The organism is Pseudomonas sp. FA-1 (assembly GCF_056856075.1).
The window spans coordinates 750,665-766,585 of record NZ_JBWXTH010000001.1; the positions used below are offsets into that span (position 1 = coordinate 750,665).

Genomic DNA, 15,921 nt, shown 5'->3' on the forward strand with positions numbered 1-15,921 from the left:
TTACCCCAGCAGCGAAATGTCGGCCACGCCCAGGAACAGGCCGCGCAGGCGGCTGAGCAGGGCATAACGGTTGGCGCGTACCTTGGCATCCTCGGCGTTGACCATCACCGCCTCGAAGAAGGCGTCGACCGGGTCACGCAGGGCAGCCAGGCGGGCCAGCGACTCGCTGTACTGGCGCGCGGCGGCCATCGGCTGCACGGCCTGGTCGGCCTGCTGGATGGCCGAATACAGCGAGAACTCGTTGGCGTTGTCGAAGTACTTCGGCTCGACCTGCTCGGCGATCGCGCCTTCGGCCTTGCTCAGCAGGTTCGACACGCGCTTGTTCACCGCCGCCAGGGCCTCGGCTTCCGGCAGCTTGCGGAAGGCCTGCACGGCCTGTACGCGCTGGTCGAAGTCCAGGGCCGAGCCCGGTTTCAGGGCACGTACCGACAGGTAGGTGGCGACGTCGATGCCTTCATCCTCGTAGCGCGCGCGCAGGCGGTCGAAGACGAACTCCAGTACCTGCTCGGACAGGCCCGCGGCCTTGACCTTGCTGCCGTACTGCTTGACCGCGAACTCGACTGCAGTGGTCAGGTCCAGGTCCAGCTGCTTCTCGATCAGGATGCGCAGCACGCCCAGGGCGGCGCGACGCAACGCGTACGGGTCCTTGCTGCCGGTGGGCAGCATGCCGATGCCGAAGATGCCGACCAGGGTGTCGAGCTTGTCGGCGATGGCCACGGCAGCACCGGTCAGGGTCTGCGGCAGCTCGGCGCCAGCACCGCGCGGCATGTACTGCTCGTTCAGCGCCAGGGCGACGTCTTCGGGCTCGCCATCGTTGAGTGCGTAGTAGTAGCCGGCCACACCCTGCATCTCAGGGAACTCGCCGACCATCTCGGTGGCCAGGTCGCACTTGGACAGCAGGCCGGCACGACCGGCGCGCTGGGCGTCGCCGCCGATCAGCGGGGCGATGAACGCAGCCAGCTTGGAAACCCGCTCGGCCTTGTCGTAGACAGTACCCAGCTGGGCCTGGAACACCACGTTCTTCAAGCGCTCGTTGAAGGTTTCCAGCGGTTGCTTCTTGTCTTGCTTGAAGAAGAACTCGGCGTCTGTCAGGCGTGGGCGCACGACCTTCTCGTTGCCCTGCACGATCTGCTTCGGGTCGCGGCTCTCGACGTTGGCCACGGTAATGAAGCGCGGCAGCAGCTTGCCTTCGCTGTCCAGCAGGCAGAAGTATTTCTGGTTGTCCTGCATGGTGGTGATCAGGGCTTCCTGCGGTACCTCCAGGAAACGTTCCTCGAACGAGCACACCAACGGCACCGGCCATTCGACCAGGGCAGTCACTTCATCCAGCAGTGCAGGCGGCACGATGGCCGAGCCTTCCTGTTGCATGGCCAGTTCCGCGGTGCGCTTGGCGATCAGCTCGCGACGCTCGGCGAAGTCAGCCAGGACGTAGGCCTTGCGCAGGTCTTCGACGTAGTTGGCCGGGGTGGTGATGAGCACGTTTTCCGGGTGGTGGAAACGGTGGCCGCGGGATTCGCGACCGGCCTGCTGGGCCAGGATGGTGCAGTCGACGACCTGGTCGCCGAGCAGCATCACCAGCCACTGGGTCGGGCGCACGAACTCTTCACGGCTGGCGCCCCAGTGCATGCGCTTGGGGATCGGCAGGTCGTTGAGCGAGTCTTCGACGATGGTCGGCAGCAGGCTGGCGGTGGCCTTGCCTGGGATGTGCTGGGAGAAGCGCAGCTTGGCGCCGCTCTGGTCGATCTCGGCCAGCTCCACGCCGCACTTCTTGGCGAAGCCCAGGGCGGCCTGGGTCGGGTTGCCTTCGGCGTCGAAGGCCGCCTGGCGGGGTGGGCCGTCGATGTTGATGCTGCGATCGGGCTGCTGCACGTCCAGCTGGCGGATCAGCACGGCCAGGCGGCGGGGAGCGGCATACACCTGCTTGCCGGTGTAGTTCAGGCCAGCGGCCTGCAGGCCTTTCTCGATGCCGGCCAGGAAGGCGTCGCCGAGGCTGGCGAGGGCCTTGGGTGGCAGCTCTTCGGTGCCCAGTTCAACCAGGAAATCTTGAGCACTCATTGTGCAGCCTCCAGCTTAGCCAACACTTCGTCACGCAGTTCAGGGGTAGCCATCGGGAAGCCCAGGCGTGCGCGGGCTTGCAGGTAGCTTTGCGCCACGTCCCGGGCCAGGGTACGCACGCGCAGGATGTAGCGCTGACGCTCGGTCACCGAGATGGCGCGGCGGGCGTCGAGCAGGTTGAAGGTGTGCGATGCCTTCAGGACCATTTCGTAGGTCGGCAGCGGCAGCTCCAGCTTGATCAGGCGGTTGGCTTCGCTTTCGTAGAAATCGAACAGTTCGAACAGCTTCTCGACGTTGGCGTGTTCGAAGTTGTAGGTCGACTGCTCCACTTCGTTCTGGTGGAACACGTCGCCATAGGTGACCTTGCCGAACGGGCCGTCGGCCCAGACCAGGTCATAGACCGAGTCCACGCCTTGGATGTACATGGCCAGGCGCTCGAGGCCATAGGTGATTTCGCCGGTGACCGGGAAGCACTCGATGCCGCCGACCTGCTGGAAGTAGGTGAACTGGGTCACTTCCATGCCATTGAGCCAGATTTCCCAACCCAGGCCCCAGGCGCCGAGGGTCGGCGATTCCCAGTTGTCTTCGACGAAGCGGATGTCATGGACCAGCGGGTCCAGGCCGATCGCCTTCAGCGAGCCGAGGTACAGCTCCTGGAAATTGGCCGGGTTCGGCTTGAGCACCACCTGGAACTGGTAGTAGTGCTGCAGGCGGTTGGGGTTTTCGCCATACCGCCCGTCGGTTGGGCGACGGCTGGGCTGCACATAGGCAGCGTTCCAGGTTTCCGGGCCGACGGCACGCAGGAAAGTGGCGGTGTGGAAAGTGCCGGCGCCTACTTCCATATCGTAGGGCTGAAGCACCACACAACCTTGCTCGGCCCAGTACTGCTGCAGGGCGAGGATCAGGTCTTGGAAGGTACGCACGGCTGGCGTAGGCTGGCTCACGAAATTCACCTGTATCTGGGGATGCGGATGTAAAGAGCGGGAGTATAACCTGATTCGCCTCGCCCTCTACTCATGGAATGGAGCCTTATGCCACGCTGCTTCTGGTGTACCGACGATCCGTTGTACCAGGCCTATCATGACCAGGAGTGGGGAACGCCGCAGCGAGACCCGGCGTTGCTCTTCGAGGTGCTTTTGCTCGAAGGGTTCCAGGCCGGGCTCTCATGGATCACCGTATTGAAGAAGCGCGAGCGCTACCGCCAGGTGTTGCACGGCTTCGACCCGGTGCAACTGGCCCGGATGAGCGACGAACGGATCGAGGAGCTGATGCTCGATGCCGGCATCATCCGCAACCGCCTCAAGCTCAAGGCCGCCCGGCGCAATGCCCAGGCCTGGCTGGCTGTGGATAACCCCAGCCAGTGGCTGTGGTCGTTCGTGGGCGGTGAGCCGAAGGTCAACCACTTCACCAGCCGCAGCGAAGTGCCGGCGGTCACCGACGAGGCCAAGGCCATGAGCAAGGCCTTGCAGAAGGCCGGCTTCACCTTCGTGGGCCCCACCATCTGCTACGCTTTCATGCAGGCCACCGGCATGGTCATGGACCACACCACCGACTGCGATCGCTACGCCGCTCTGGTGCGCTGAAGCGTTACAATGCCCGCCTTGCAGAAATAAGGAATCGGCCTGTGGAAAAATTCAAAGGCGCCCTGATGGTCGGGGTGCTGCGACTGTTCGCCAAGCTGCCTTGGGGTGCTGTGCAGCGCGTCGGCGCGGGGATCGGCTGGCTCATGTGGAAGGTCCCCAACGGTTCGCGCAACGTGGTGCGCATCAACCTGGCCAAGTGCTTCCCGGAGATGGACGCTGCCGAGCGTGAAAAGCTCGTGGGCCGTGCGCTGATGGACATCGGCAAGTCCTTCGTGGAAAGCGCCTGCGCCTGGATCTGGCCGCCGCAGCGTTCGCTGGATCTGGTCAAGGAAGTGCATGGTCTGGAGGTGCTGGAACAGGCCCTGGCCTCGGGCAAGGGCGTGGTGGGGATCACCAGCCACCTGGGTAACTGGGAAGTGCTGAACCACTTCTATTGCAGCCAGTGCAAGCCGATCATCTTCTACCGCCCGCCCAAGCTCAAGGCTGTGGATGACCTGCTGCGCGAGCAGCGGGTGCAGATGGGCAACCGCGTGGCGCCTTCGACCAAGGAAGGCATCCTCAGCGTGATCAAGGAAGTGCGTCGTGGCGGCCAGGTGGGGATCCCGGCCGACCCGGAGCCGGCCGAGTCGGCGGGCGTGTTCGTGCCGTTCCTCGGCACCCAGGCGCTGACCAGCAAGTTCGTGCCGAACATGCTTGCCGGCGGCAAGGCTGTCGGCGTGTTCCTGCATGCCCTGCGCCTGCCGGACGGGTCGGGTTTCAAGGTGTTCCTGGAGGCGGCGCCCGAGGAGATGTACAGCGAGGATGTGACCGTGTCGGCGGCGGCCATGAGCAAGGTGGTGGAGCGTTATGTGCGCGAGTACCCGAGCCAGTACATGTGGAGCATGAAGCGCTTCAAGAAGCGCCCTGCGGGCGAAGCGCGCTGGTATTGAGAGTTTGGGGGCGCTGTGCGCCCCTTTCGCGGCACAAGGCCGCTCCTACAGCAAACCGCGGGCCCCTGTAGAGCGGCCTTGTGCCGCGAAAGGGCTGCAACGCAGCCCCGGCAATCTCAGGCCTTGTCCAACTTCTTCAGGAACACGGCCATCTCTTTCTCGGCCTGCTTGTCCCCGTGGGCCTGCGCCGCCACGATCCCCTCCTCCCAGGCCTTGCGCGCCGCCGCCAGGTCACCCTGCAGCTGATAGGCCTTGCCCAGCAGCTTCCACGCCGCGGAATACTTGGGGTCGTGTTCCACACAGCGCGCCAGGTGCACCGCCGCCTCGGCACCGTTGCCTTCGTCGAGCCAGGCCTTGCCCAGGCCGAAGCGCAGCAGGGCGTTATCCACACCCTTGGCCAGCATCTTTTCCAGTGATTCGCGCATGTCGCTTTCTCCTTAGAAGAAGCTCAGGCCCACGTGGAACAGCTTCTCCACGTCACGGATATGCTTTTTATCCACAACGAACAGGATCACATGGTCGCCCGCTTCGATCACCGTGTCGTCGTGGGCGATCAGCACCTCTTCGTCGCGGATGATCGCGCCGATGGTGGTACCTGGTGGCAGGGCGATGTTCTCGATCGCCTTGCCGATCACCTTGCTCGACTTGGCATCACCGTGGGCCACCGCCTCGATCGCTTCGGCCGCGCCACGGCGCAAGGAGTGCACGCTGACGATATCGCCACGGCGCACGTGTGCCAATAGCGTGCCGATGGTGGCCAACTGCGGGCTGATGGCGATGTCGATGTCGCCACCCTGGACCAAGTCCACGTAGGCCGGGTTGTTGATGATGGTCATCACCTTGCGCGCACCCAGGCGCTTGGCCAGCAGCGAGGACATGATGTTGGCCTCGTCGTCGTTGGTCAGGGCCAGGAAGATGTCGGCGTCGGCGATGTTCTCCTCGAGCATCAGGTCCTTGTCCGAGGCGCTGCCCTGCAGCACCACGGTGCTTTCCAGGGTGTCGGAGAGCTGGCGGCAGCGGGCCGGGCTCATCTCGATGATCTTGACCTGGTAGCGGCTCTCGATGGCCTCGGCCAGGCGCTCGCCGATCTGTCCACCACCGGCGATCACCACACGCTTGTTGGTTTCGTCGATGCGCCGTAGCTCACCCATGACCGCACGGATGTCCTTGCGTGCGGCGATGAAGAAGACTTCGTCGTCGGCTTCGATCACCGTGTCGCCACGTGGCGTGATCGGGCGGTCGCGGCGAAAGATCGCCGCCACGCGGGTATCGACGTTGGGCATGTGGGCGCGGATCTGGCGCAACTGCTGGCCCACCAGCGGGCCGCCGTAGTAGGCCTTGACCGCCACCAGCTGTGCCTTGCCTTCGGCGAAGTCGATCACCTGCAGCGAGCCTGGGTGCTCGATCAGGCGCTTGATGTAGTTGGTTACCACCTGCTCGGGGCTGATCAGCACGTCCACCGGGATGTGGTCGTTGTCGAACAGCTCTTCGCGGGTGAGGTAGGCCGATTCACGTACCCGGGCGATCTTGGTCGGGGTATGGAACAGCGAGTAGGCCACCTGGCAGGCGACCATGTTGGTCTCGTCGCTGTTGGTCACCGCCACCAGCATGTCGGCATCGTCGGCACCGGCCTGGCGCAGCACCGTGGGCAGCGAGCCGCGGCCTTGCACGGTGCGGATATCCAGGCGGTCGCCCAGGTCGCGCAGGCGGTCGCCATCGGTGTCGACCACGGTGATGTCGTTGGCTTCGCTGGCGAGGTGTTCCGCCAGCGTGCCGCCTACCTGCCCTGCTCCGAGGATGATGATCTTCATCCGCTCACTCCTAACCTGTTTTTATCCGCGCGAGGCGGCGATCTTGATCAGCTTGGCATAGTAGAAACCGTCGTGGCCGCCTTCCTGAGCCAACAGCTGGCGGCCGTGGGGCTGGCGCAGGCCGGCTTCGGTGGCCAGGTCCAGCTCACGGGCGCCCGGGGTGCGGGCGAGGAAAGCATCGATCACTTCGGTGTTCTCGGTCGGCAGGCTGGAACAGGTGGCGTACAGCAGCATGCCGCCCACTTCCAGCGTCGGCCACAGGGCATCGAGCAGCTCGCCTTGCAGCGTGGCCAGGGCCGGGATGTCCTCGGCCTGGCGGGTCAGCTTGATGTCCGGGTGACGGCGGATCACCCCGGTGGCCGAGCACGGCGCGTCGAGCAGGATGCGCTGGAACGGCTTGCCGTCCCACCAGCTGGCGGTGTCACGGGCATCGCAGGCGATCAGCTTGGCGTTCAGTTGCAGGCGGTCGAGGTTCGCGCGTACCCGCACCAGGCGCTTGGCCTCCAGGTCGATGGCCACCACTTCGCCCAGGTTCGCCTCGGCTTCCAGCAGGTGGCAGGTCTTGCCGCCGGGGGCGCAGCAGGCATCGAGCACGCGTTGGCCGGGCGCTAGCTCCATCAGGTCGGCGGCCAGCTGCGCGGCCTCGTCCTGGACGCTGACCCAGCCTTCGGCGAAGCCTGGCAGACCACGCACGTCGCAGGCGTCAGCCAGCAGGATACCGTCGCGGCTGTACGGGCAGGCGCTGGCTTCAACGCCCGCCTCAGCCAGCAGTGCCAGGTAGGCGTCGCGGCTGTGGTGGCGACGGTTGACCCGCAGGATCATCGGCGGGTGGGCGTTGTTGGCGGCACAGATGGCCTCCCACTGCTCAGGCCAGAAGGCTTTGAGCGACTTCTGCAGCCAGCGCGGGTGGGCGGTGCGCACTACCGGGTCACGTTCGAGGCCCGCGAGTATCTGCTCGCCTTCACGTTGGGCGCGGCGCAGCACGGCATTGAGCAGGCCCTTGGCCCACGGCTTCTTCAGCTTGTCGGCGCAACCAACGGTTTCGCCGATGGCGGCGTGGGCCGGAATACGGGTGTAGAACAGCTGGTACAGGCCGACCAGCAGCAACGCCTGCACGTCTGCGTCGGCTGCCTTGAAGGGCTTTTGCAGTAGCTGGGCGGCCAGCAGCTCCAGACGTGGCTGCCAGCGGGCAGTGCCGAAGGCCAGGTCCTGGACCAGGCCACGGTCGCGTTCCTCGACCTTGTCCAGTTGCGCCGGCAACGAGCTGTTCAGCGAGGCCTTGCCGCTGAGCACGGCGGCCAGGGCGCGGGCGGCGGCCAGGCGTGGGTTCATTGGCCGAGTACCTTGTGGCTTGCGAATTTCTCGCGGCGGCTGTTGAACAGGTCGCTGAAGGCCAGGGCCTTGCCGCCGGGCAATTGCAGACGGGTCAGGCTCAGGGCGCCTTCACCGCATGCGACGACCAGGCCGTCCTTGCTGGCGCTGAGGATTTCGCCGGGCGCGCCCTTGCCTGTGGACAAGTTCGCAGCCAGGACCTTCACACTTTCCCCATCGAGGGTGCTGTGGCACACCGGCCACGGGTTGAAGGCGCGGACCAGGCGTTCCAGCTCGACCGCCGGACGGCTCCAGTCGATGCAGGCTTCATCCTTGTTGAGCTTGTGTGCGTAGGTGGCCAGGGCGTCGTCCTGCACTTCGCCTTGCAGGCTGCCGTCGGCAAGGCCTGCGATGGCCTGCACCACTGCGCCCGGGCCCATCTGGGCGAGGCGGTCGTGCAGGGTGCCACCGGTGTCTTCGGCGTTGATCGGTGTGACCACTTTGAGCAGCATGGGGCCGGTGTCCAGGCCCGCCTCCATGCGCATCACGGTCACGCCGCTTTCGGCGTCGCCCGCTTCGACGGCGCGCTGGATCGGCGCCGCACCGCGCCAACGCGGCAGCAGGGAGGCGTGGCTGTTGATGCAGCCCAGGCGCGGGATATCCAGCACCGCTTGCGGCAGGATCAGGCCATAGGCGACCACCACCATCAAGTCTGGCGCGAGTGCGGCGAGCTCGGCCTGGGCCTCGGCATTGCGCAGGGTCGGCGGCTGGAACACCGGGATATCGTGGGCCACCGCCAATTGCTTGACCGGGCTCGGCATGAGCTTCTGGCCGCGCCCGGCCGGGCGGTCGGGTTGGGTGTAGACGGCCACGATCTCATAGGGGCTGTCGAGCAGGGCTTTGAGGTGTTCGGCGGCAAACTCTGGGGTGCCTGCGAAGACGATGCGCATGGAGTTCTCGCTTGAAAAAGAAAAAGGCTTGCCGGGGCAAGCCTTCTGGAAGGTAGGGATCAGGCTTGCTGGCGGTGCTGCTTTTCCAGCTTCTTCTTGATCCGGTCGCGTTTGAGCTGGGACAGGTAGTCCACGAAGAGCTTGCCGTTGAGGTGGTCGAATTCGTGCTGCACGCATACGGCCAGCAGGCCTTCGCATTCCAGTTCGAACGGCTTGCCGTCGCGGTCCTGGGCCTTGACCCGCACACGCAGCGGGCGATCGACGTTCTCGTAGAAGCCCGGTACCGACAGGCAGCCTTCCTGGTACTGGCCCATGTCGTGGGTCAGTTCCTCGACCGAGGGGTTGATGAAGACGCGCGGCTCGCTGCGGTCTTCGCTCAGGTCCATGACCACGACCTGCTTGTGCACGTTGACCTGGGTGGCGGCCAGGCCGATGCCCGGGGCTTCGTACATGGTTTCAAACATGTCGTCGATCAACTGGCGCAGGGCGTCGTCGAACTCTGTCACCGGTTTGGCGATGGTGCGCAGGCGCGGGTCCGGGAATTCGAGAATGTTCAAGATGGCCATAAGGTCAGGCAGTCACTGTGCGTTCGGTTGAAAACTGAGCACACATAATAAAGGGAATCGGGGGATTCGGCACCTGGCAAAGCTCGGCTAGGGTGTGAAAGGACGGCTGGAACGCCATTTCATGGACAGCTTGTCAAAGTATTATTCACAAAGTTATCCACAGGCTGTGTGCCTGGGATGACCCCTCGTCGATCAAGGATGATCCGCCATGTGCGACCTGTTCCAAGCCCCTTGCTCCCCTGCCGAACTGGAAGCGCGTCTGCGCCTGCATCGGCTTCCCGACATCGGCCCCCGACGATTCCAGACCTTGATCGAAGCCTTCGGCAGTGCGTCTTCGGCCTTGAGCGCACCGGCCAGTGCCTGGCGCGCGCTGGGGCTGCCCGCCAGGTGTGCCGAGGCCCGGCGCAGCCCCGAGGTGCGCGATGGCGCCAGCGCCGCAATCGCCTGGCTAGAGCGGCCAGGCCAGCATTTGCTGATGTGGGACGCACCTGGATACCCCGCCTTGCTTGGCGAAACGGACGATGCCCCGCCGCTGCTTTTCGTGGCCGGAGACCCTGCCGTGCTGGAGCGTCCCCAGCTCGCCGTGGTGGGCAGTAGACGTGCTTCACCGTCGGCGCTGGACACGGCCAGGGCCTTCTCCCGTTGCCTGGCCCAAGCCGGTTTCACCATCACCAGCGGGCTCGCGCTGGGTATAGACGGTGCCGCTCATCGGGCGGCGCTGGAGGCGGGTGGGCACACCATTGGCGTGCTCGGCACGGGCCTGCAGAAACTTTATCCACAGCGTCACCGGGAGTTGGCGAAGGCCATGATCGACCGAGGTAGCGCGGTGGTTTCCGAATTTCCCCTGGACGCTGCACCACAACCTGCGAACTTCCCCCGGCGCAACCGGATCATCAGCGGCATGTCGCTGGGCGTGCTGGTGGTGGAGGCGAGCCTGGCCAGCGGTTCGTTGATCACAGCCCGGCTGGCGGCCGAGCAAGGCCGCGAGGTGTATGCGGTACCGGGGTCGATCCATCACCCAGGCGCCAAAGGCTGCCACCAGTTGATCCGCGAGGGTGCCTTGCTGGTGGAAAGCCTCGAGCAGATCCTCGAAAGCCTGCGCGGCTGGCAGAATCTGCCACCGGCACCTGTGGAAAACCCCGTCCATCCCCTGCTCGCCTTGCTCCATGCCGCACCCCAGACCAGCGAAGGCCTGGCCAGCAGCAGCGGCCTGCCACTGGCCCAGGTGCTGGCCAGTCTTACGCAACTGGAACTCGAAGGGCGTGTCAGCAACGAAGCCGGGCGTTGGTTTGCCAGGTGCAGCTAAGTACACTGCGCAGCAGGCGTTAATGCGGAGAGATAAAATGGTGAGCAGTTGGCGTGTGCAACAAGCCGCGCGTGAAATTCGGGCGGGTGCAGTCATTGCCTACCCGACGGAAGCGGTCTGGGGCCTGGGCTGCGACCCTTGGAACGAGGACGCGGTGTATCGCCTGCTGGCGCTCAAGTCGCGGCCTGTGGATAAAGGGTTGATCCTGATTGCCGACAATATCCGCCAGTTCGATTTCCTGTTCGAGGACTTCCCCGAGGACTGGATCGACCGCATGGGCAGCACCTGGCCTGGCCCGAACACCTGGCTGGTGCCGCACCAGGACTTGTTGCCTGAGTGGGTGACGGGCCAGCACGATACCGTGGCCTTGCGCGTCAGTGACCACCCATTGGTACGCGAGCTGTGCGCGCTGGTCGGGCCGCTGATCTCCACCTCTGCCAACCCCGGGGGGCGCCCGGCGGCCAAGAGCCGGTTGCGGGTGGAGCAATATTTCCATGGCGAGCTGGACCTGGTGCTCGGTGGGGCATTGGGCGGGCGGAAGAACCCGAGTGTGATTCGCAACCTGATCACCGGAGAAGTGGTTCGGCCGGGTTGACGCGGTAGGCCCGGCGAGGGCTTAAAGCATTCGCTGGAGCTGATTCGCTGCCTGTGAGATCGCGCGCCGCCCGCGCGGCGCATCGCGAGCTGCGCTCCAACCGAAGGCAATTTGAGCTTGTCCAGCACCATAGAGTCTCCCACAGGTACTGTGCAATCCGCAGGATTGGCGCAAATCCCTGTGGGAGTGGGCTTGTCCCGCGATGGGCCGGGCAGCGGCCCCCGGGGTTCAGGGCAGTAGAATCGTCGAGCCCACGGTGCGCCGCGCTGACAGCTCCGCCTGTGCCTTGGCCGCTTCGCCCAGCGGATAGCGCTGCTGGATATCCACAACCAGCTTGCCGCTGGCGATCATGCCGAACAGATCGTCGGCCATGGCCTGGGTGTTTTCGGCATTGTTGGCATACGTCCCCAGCGTAGGCCGGGTGACGTACAGCGAACCCTTCTGCGAAAGAATGCCCAGGTTCACCCCGGTCACTGCACCCGACGCATTGCCGAAGCTCACCATCAGCCCCCGTGGACGCAGGCAATCCAGCGAGGTCAGCCAGGTGTCGGCGCCCACGCCGTCATAGACCACTGCGCACTTCTGGCCGTCGGTCAGCTCCAACACGCGCTTGGCTACGTCTTCATGGCTGTAATCGATGGTCGCCCAGGCGCCCAGCGCCTTGGCTCGCTGGGCCTTTTCGGCCGAGCTCACGGTACCGATCAGCCTGGCGCCGAGGGCCTTGGCCCATTGGCAGGCCAGGGAGCCGACGCCACCTGCCGCGGCATGGAACAGGACGAAATCACCGGGTTGCACGGCATAGGTCTGCTTGAGCAGGTACTGGGTGGTCAGGCCCTTGAGCATCACCGCAGCGGCTTGTTCGAAGCTGATCGCCTCCGGCAGCTTGACCAGGTTGGCCTCGGGCAGGGTGTGCACGTCGCTGTAGGCCCCCAGTGGGCCGCCGGCATAGGCTACGCGGTCCCCGACCTTGAGCCGGCCGACGCCTTTCCCGACCGCTTCGACCACGCCGGCGCCTTCGGTACCCAGGCCCGAGGGTAGTGAGGGTGGCGGATACAGCCCGCTGCGGTAGTAGGTGTCGATGAAGTTCAGGCCGATCGCGTGGTTGCGCACGCGCACTTGCCCTGGGCCGGGCGGGGCCGGGTCGAACTCGACCAGTTGCAGGACTTCCGGGCCGCCGTGCTGGCTGAACTGGATACGCTTGGCCATCTCACACTCCGTTGTCGTCGGGATCGGAAAAGGCCTTTTATCGGACGCCTTTGCTTGATCGCCGTCAACTGCGGCGTGGCGGCTGCCGGTGGTATGCTAGCCGGCGAATTTTCCTCCGTTCCTTCCAGGTGACCCGATGACCAGCCGCACCGAGGCCGTGAAAGCCTACCTGCTCGACCTGCAAGACCGCATCTGCTCTGCCCTCGAAACGGAAGACGGCGGCGCCCGCTTCGTCGAGGACGCGTGGGTGCGCGAAGCCGGTGGCGGTGGCCGCACACGAGTGATCGGCGAAGGCAAGGTGATCGAGAAAGGCGGCGTCAACTTCTCCCACGTATTTGGTGCCGGCCTGCCGCCGTCTGCCAGTGCCCACCGCCCGGAGCTGGCGGGCCGTGGCTTCGAGGCCCTGGGCGTGTCGCTGGTGATTCACCCGCACAACCCGCACGTGCCGACCTCCCATGCCAACGTGCGTTTCTTCATCGCCGAGAAGGAAGGCGAGGAGCCGGTGTGGTGGTTCGGTGGCGGCTTCGACCTGACCCCTTACTACGGCAACGAAGAAGATTGCATCCACTGGCACCGTGTCGCCGAGCAGGCTTGTGCGCCGTTCGGTGCCGACGTCTATCCACGCTACAAGGCCTGGTGCGACCGCTACTTCCACCTCAAGCACCGTGGCGAACCCCGTGGCATCGGCGGGTTGTTCTTCGACGACCTGAACGAGTGGGACTTCGACACCTGCTTCGCCTTCATCCGTGCGATCGGCGATGCCTACATCGAGGCCTACCTGCCCATCGTCCAGCGCCGCAAGGACACGCCGTACACTGCCCAGCAGCGTGAATTCCAGGAGTTCCGCCGCGGGCGCTACGTGGAGTTCAACCTGGTCTACGACCGTGGCACCCTGTTCGGCCTGCAATCGGGCGGCCGCACCGAGTCGATCCTTATGTCGCTGCCACCGCAGGTGCGTTGGGGCTACGATTGGAAGCCCGAGCCGGGCAGCGAGGAAGCGCGCCTGACCGAGTACTTCCTGCAAGACCGCGACTGGCTCGGCCAGTAAGCCCTGTGCCACCCCGAGGAACCCCCATGGACCAGTACGTCGTATTCGGCAACCCCATCGGCCACAGCAAGTCGCCATTGATCCACCGTCTGTTCGCCGACCAGACCGGTCAGGCCTTGGAGTACAGCACTCTGCTGGCGCCGCTGGATGATTTCAGCGATTGCGCCCGTGGGTTCTTCAAGCAAGGCAGCGGTGCCAACGTGACCGTGCCGTTCAAGGAAGAGGCCTACCGCCTGTGCGACAGCCTGACGCCACGGGCCCGGCGTGCCGGCGCGGTCAACACCCTGACCAAGCTCGCCGACGGTACTCTGCAGGGTGACAACACCGACGGCGCTGGCCTGGTGCGCGACTTGACGGTCAACGCCGGGGTCGAGCTGGCCGGCAAGCGTGTCCTCATCCTTGGCGCCGGTGGCGCCGTGCGAGGCGTGTTGGAGCCGATCCTGGCGCACAAGCCGCAATCGCTGGTAATCGCCAATCGCACCGTGGAGAAGGCCGAACAACTGGCGCGTGAATTCGATGAGCTGGGGCCGGTGGTCGCCAGTGGCTTTGCCTGGTTGCAAGAGCCGGTGGATGTGATCATCAACGCCACGTCGGCGAGCCTGGCCGGCGAGTTGCCGCCGATTGCCGAGAGCTTGGTCGAGGCCGGGCGCACCGTGTGCTACGACATGATGTATGGCAAAGAGCCGACACCGTTCTGCCAGTGGGCGAGCAAGCTGGGTGCGGCCAAGGTGCTGGATGGGTTGGGCATGCTGGCCGAACAGGCAGCCGAGGCGTTCTTCATCTGGCGTGGGGTACGGCCTGATACTGGGCCGGTATTGGATGAGCTGCGTCGGCAGTTGGCACGGGGCTGAGGGCGATAACTGGGGGCCGCCTTGCGGCCCAATCGCGGGACAAGCCCGCTCCCACAAGGAGCCCCGCTTTTTTACTGGTGAGAGTGGGTTTGCCCCGTGATGGGTTCACTCCTCGAACCGGATCGGGCACAAGGTTGCTCCTTCCAGTTTCTGCAGCTCTTCGATCACCTGCGGTCGGGCACGGTGCAGGGTCAGGCTTCCCCCATTGCGCTTCAGCCGTCGCGCCTCCCGGTGCAGCATGTCCACCCCGGAATAGTCGATGAAGTTGATTTGCCGCGCATCGACGACCACATTCGGCCCTTGGCAGCGTTGCAGGCGCACCTGCAGGTAATGCGCGGCGCCGAAGAAGATCGAGCCGCCTACCTTCAGTACATCCGTCTCCCCTTCCCGGCTCTGTTGCACCCGCGGCCGCGAGGTGCGTTTCAGGTAGAAGAACAGCGAGGCCAGCACGCCGGCGTAGATTGCTGTCTGCAACTCCAACAGCAGCGTGGCGGCGGCGGTCAGCGCCATGACCAGGAATTCCGAACGGCTGACCCTGAACAGCGAGCGGATGGCCCGATGGTCCACCAGCCCCCAGCAGATCAGCAGGATGCTGCCGGCCATGGCCGGGATGGGCAGATGGGCGATCAGCCCGGCCCCGGCCACGGCGAACAGGGCCACCCACAGCGCCGAGAACACCCCAGCCAGTGGTGAGCGGGCGCCGGCGTCATAGCTCAGCCCCGAGCGGGTGAAGGAGCCTGAGGACAGGTAGCCGGAGAAAAACGCCCCAACCATGTTCGACAGGCCCTGGGCGCGGATTTCCTGGTCGGCGTCGATCAGTTGTTCGGAGCGTGCCGACAACGAACGGGCGATCGACAGGCTGGTGACCAGCCCCAGCATGCCCACCGCCACGGCACTGGGCAGCAGGCGCAGGATCAATTCGAGGTCCAGCAGCGGCAAGGGGCTCAGCGGCGGCAGCTGGCCGATGAACGCCGGTACCCGCTGTACATGGCCGAAGATGCCGGGCAGCAGCCAGGCGACCAGGCTCACCAGCACCAGGCTGATCAACAGGCTGGGCCAGCGCGGGCGCCAGAGCTTGAGCGCGATCCCGCCCAGCAATGTAGCCAGGCCTAGGGCCAGTGACGGCAAGTCGACCTCGCCGGCGTGCGCGAGCAGGTCCTGCAGGGTGCGCAGCGCCGTGGCCTGGCTCGGCAGGTCCATGCCCAGCAGGTTCGGCAATTGGCCCAGGGCAATGACCACCGCAGCGCCCAGCGTGAAGCCGAGTACCACCGAGTGGGAGACGAAATTGACCAGTGCGCCGAAGCGCAGCAGGCCCAGCAGCAACTGGAACACTCCACCGAGGAAGGTCAGTAGCAGGACCAGGGTGATGTAGTCGTCGCTGCCGGCCAGGGCCAGCGAACTGACGCTGGCGTAGAGCACGATGGAGATGGCGGCGGTCGGGCCACAGATCAGGTGCCAGGAGGAACCCCACAGGCATGCCACCAGTACCGGGACGATGGCGGCATATAGGCCGTACTCGGCCGGCAGGCCGGCGATCAGGGCGTAGGCGATCGATTGTGGCAAGGCGAGGATCGCGCCGCTCAGGCCGACCAGCAGGTCCTGGCGCAGGCTACGGCCCGATTGGCGGGGGAGCCAGGAGAGGAAGGGCAGCAGGTGGAGGATGCGAGGCATGCGTGGTTCCTGGTGTCCGGTCGACATTCGAGATCACAG

The 15,921-nt window shown here is 65.3% G+C and carries 15 protein-coding genes; 6 read left to right on the plus strand and 9 right to left on the minus strand.

The window, feature by feature from the left end:
* Positions 1-2,055 carry a glycine--tRNA ligase subunit beta gene (glyS, locus tag AC1MHZ_RS03450; RefSeq protein ID WP_084855239.1) on the minus strand — a complete coding sequence of 685 codons (2,055 nt, stop codon included), beginning with the start codon at positions 2,053-2,055 and terminating at the stop codon, positions 1-3.
* Positions 2,052-2,999, minus strand: a complete 948-nt coding sequence (gene glyQ / locus AC1MHZ_RS03455) for a glycine--tRNA ligase subunit alpha (RefSeq protein ID WP_084855238.1) — start codon at positions 2,997-2,999, stop codon at positions 2,052-2,054. Before glyQ ends, glyS begins: the two co-directional genes overlap by 4 nt.
* 87 nt (positions 3,000-3,086) lie before the next feature.
* On the opposite strand from glyQ, the gene AC1MHZ_RS03460 reads away from it, so the two are divergent.
* Together AC1MHZ_RS03460 and AC1MHZ_RS03465 are read left to right on the plus strand one after the other, a co-directional pair.
* Positions 3,087-3,638, plus strand: a complete 552-nt coding sequence (locus AC1MHZ_RS03460) for a DNA-3-methyladenine glycosylase I (RefSeq protein ID WP_482966011.1) — start codon at positions 3,087-3,089, stop codon at positions 3,636-3,638.
* A gap of 41 nt (positions 3,639-3,679) precedes the next feature.
* Positions 3,680-4,567, plus strand: coding sequence for a lysophospholipid acyltransferase (locus AC1MHZ_RS03465; RefSeq protein ID WP_084855236.1), 888 nt, complete (start codon positions 3,680-3,682; stop codon positions 4,565-4,567).
* 116 nt (positions 4,568-4,683) lie between these two features.
* Here AC1MHZ_RS03465 and AC1MHZ_RS03470 read toward each other — a convergent pair whose 3' ends face one another.
* From AC1MHZ_RS03470 to def, 5 genes are read right to left on the minus strand one after another with little or no spacing between them, the layout of a single operon-like run.
* Positions 4,684-4,992 (minus strand): tetratricopeptide repeat protein, encoded by a 309-nt coding sequence (locus AC1MHZ_RS03470; protein WP_084855235.1) that lies wholly within the window; start codon positions 4,990-4,992, stop codon positions 4,684-4,686.
* Positions 4,993-5,004: 12 nt separating this feature from the next.
* Positions 5,005-6,378 (minus strand): Trk system potassium transporter TrkA, encoded by a 1,374-nt coding sequence (gene trkA / locus AC1MHZ_RS03475; protein ID WP_482966012.1) that lies wholly within the window; start codon positions 6,376-6,378, stop codon positions 5,005-5,007.
* A gap of 21 nt (positions 6,379-6,399) precedes the next feature.
* Complete coding sequence (gene rsmB / locus AC1MHZ_RS03480) at positions 6,400-7,710, minus strand: 16S rRNA (cytosine(967)-C(5))-methyltransferase RsmB (protein WP_482966013.1); 1,311 nt, start codon at positions 7,708-7,710, stop codon at positions 6,400-6,402.
* Complete coding sequence (fmt, locus tag AC1MHZ_RS03485) at positions 7,707-8,639, minus strand: methionyl-tRNA formyltransferase (protein WP_482966014.1); 933 nt, start codon at positions 8,637-8,639, stop codon at positions 7,707-7,709. The genes rsmB and fmt overlap by 4 nt, the downstream gene beginning before the upstream one ends.
* A 59-nt stretch (positions 8,640-8,698) precedes the next feature.
* Positions 8,699-9,205 (minus strand): peptide deformylase, encoded by a 507-nt coding sequence (gene def / locus AC1MHZ_RS03490; RefSeq protein ID WP_016394290.1) that lies wholly within the window; start codon positions 9,203-9,205, stop codon positions 8,699-8,701.
* 208 nt (positions 9,206-9,413) lie between these two features.
* Between def and dprA the strand changes: the two genes are divergently transcribed.
* Together dprA and tsaC are read left to right on the plus strand one after the other, a co-directional pair.
* On the plus strand, positions 9,414-10,511 hold the full coding sequence (gene dprA, locus AC1MHZ_RS03495) for a DNA-processing protein DprA (RefSeq protein ID WP_084855231.1): 1,098 nt from the start codon (positions 9,414-9,416) through the stop codon (positions 10,509-10,511).
* 37 nt (positions 10,512-10,548) lie between these two features.
* Positions 10,549-11,106 carry an L-threonylcarbamoyladenylate synthase type 1 TsaC gene (tsaC, locus tag AC1MHZ_RS03500; protein ID WP_084855230.1) on the plus strand — a complete coding sequence of 186 codons (558 nt, stop codon included), beginning with the start codon at positions 10,549-10,551 and terminating at the stop codon, positions 11,104-11,106.
* A 228-nt stretch (positions 11,107-11,334) separates the two neighbouring features.
* Here the strand turns inward: tsaC and AC1MHZ_RS03505 are convergent, their stop codons facing one another.
* Positions 11,335-12,312, minus strand: coding sequence for an NADPH:quinone reductase (locus AC1MHZ_RS03505; protein ID WP_324817668.1), 978 nt, complete (start codon positions 12,310-12,312; stop codon positions 11,335-11,337).
* Positions 12,313-12,448: 136 nt separating this feature from the next.
* On the opposite strand from AC1MHZ_RS03505, the gene hemF reads away from it, so the two are divergent.
* Together hemF and aroE are read left to right on the plus strand one after the other, a co-directional pair.
* Complete coding sequence (hemF, locus tag AC1MHZ_RS03510) at positions 12,449-13,360, plus strand: oxygen-dependent coproporphyrinogen oxidase (RefSeq protein ID WP_368828708.1); 912 nt, start codon at positions 12,449-12,451, stop codon at positions 13,358-13,360.
* A gap of 26 nt (positions 13,361-13,386) precedes the next feature.
* On the plus strand, positions 13,387-14,211 hold the full coding sequence (gene aroE, locus AC1MHZ_RS03515) for a shikimate dehydrogenase (protein ID WP_480461586.1): 825 nt from the start codon (positions 13,387-13,389) through the stop codon (positions 14,209-14,211).
* A 105-nt stretch (positions 14,212-14,316) separates the two neighbouring features.
* Here aroE and AC1MHZ_RS03520 read toward each other — a convergent pair whose 3' ends face one another.
* The gene (locus tag AC1MHZ_RS03520) at positions 14,317-15,882 is read right to left on the minus strand and encodes a SulP family inorganic anion transporter (protein ID WP_482966015.1); all 1,566 of its coding nucleotides are present in this window, start codon (positions 15,880-15,882) and stop codon (positions 14,317-14,319) included.
* Positions 15,883-15,921 lie beyond the last annotated feature (39 nt).